The organism is Collinsella sp. AF25-2LB (assembly GCF_003458415.1).
In the GTDB taxonomy this organism is placed as follows: domain Bacteria; phylum Actinomycetota; class Coriobacteriia; order Coriobacteriales; family Coriobacteriaceae; genus Collinsella.
Window position 1 is genome coordinate 1 of record NZ_QRUF01000036.1, and the last position, 1267, is coordinate 1267.

Annotated in this window: 1 protein-coding gene; it reads right to left on the bottom strand. The window is 65.2% G+C overall.

Going from position 1 to position 1267, the window contains the following annotated elements; genetic code table 11:
• Position 1 precedes the first annotated feature (1 nt).
• A complete protein-coding gene (gene arcA, locus DWY51_RS09395; RefSeq protein WP_055309804.1) occupies positions 2–1243 on the bottom strand; it encodes an arginine deiminase in 1242 nt (413 codons plus the stop codon).
• Between the last annotated feature and the right edge of the window lie 24 nt (positions 1244–1267).

Sequence of the window (1267 nt, forward strand, 5' to 3'; positions counted from 1 at the left end):
CTTAGAGGTCCTCGCGCCAGAAGGGCATGCTCATGCAGCGCGGGCCGCCGCGGCCGCGGGAGAGCTCGGCGGAGGGCACGACGAGAAGGTCCAGGCCCTCCTTGTACAGCACGTCGTTGGTGACGGTGTTGCGGGCGTAGACGCAGATCTTGCCGGGCTCGACGCACAGGGTGTTGGAGCCGTCGTTCCACTGCTCGCGGGAGGCCGCGATCGGGTCGCCGCCGCCGCAGGGGATCAGCTTGACCTGGTCGACGCCGGTGGCGTCCTCCAGGACGTGCTCGAGGGTGTCCTCGATCAGGCGGATGTTCACGTCGCCCGGGTTCTTGCCGGCGGTCAGCTCGTAGACGCGCAGGGTGCCCATGATGGCGGGGTGGATCGTGAACTTATCGACGTCGATCTGGGTGAAGACCGTGTCGAGGTGCATGAAGGCGCGCGAGACCGGGATGTCGAAGGCCAGGATGCGCTCGACCTTGGAGTCGGAGTTCCAGAAGATGTTCTGGGCCATGACGTCGATCGCGGCGGCCTGGGTGCGCTGGGAGATGCCGACGGCGAGGGTCTTCTCGTTGATGTTCAGCACGTCGCCGCCCTCGGTGTGGAACTGGCAGTCGCGGCGGAAGTACAGCGAGACGTCCTTGTAGTCGGGGTGGTACTTGAAGATGTACTTGCCGTACAGGGTCTCGCGGTTGCGGGTGACCGAGTACATGCGGTTGAGGTTGACGCCCTCGCCGATGACCGCGAACGGGTCGCGGGTGAAGTAGAGGTTGGGCATCGGGTCGATGATCAGGTCGGACTCGGACTCGGAGTTGACCAGGGAGTCGAGGGTCGTGGACGCCGTGAGGGGCATGTCGATCTCGGACTTGGTCATACCGGCCATGGTCTTCTTGACGAACTCGAGGTTGTCCTCGATGGAGTCCAGCTTCTCGCGGACGATCTGCGGCATGTGCTGGCCGCGGATGCCGGCCTCGGCGATGTACTGGTCGGTGAACTCGGCGCGGGCGCCGGGGACCTGGTCGAACACCTCGGCGACGAGGTTCTCGAGATAGAGGACCTCCACGCCCTGGTCCCTCAGGATCTGGGCGAAGGTGTCGTGCTCCTGCTGCGCGACCTCCAGGAACGGGACGTCGTCGAACAGGAGTCGCTCGAGCTCGTCGGGCGGCAGGTTGAGGAGCTCGTCGCCGGGACGGTGCAGGCAGACCTTCCTGAGCTTGCCGATCTCGGAAGGCACGTGCAGACCTTTCGTCATGGCCTCCTACCTTTCTTTCGGGCC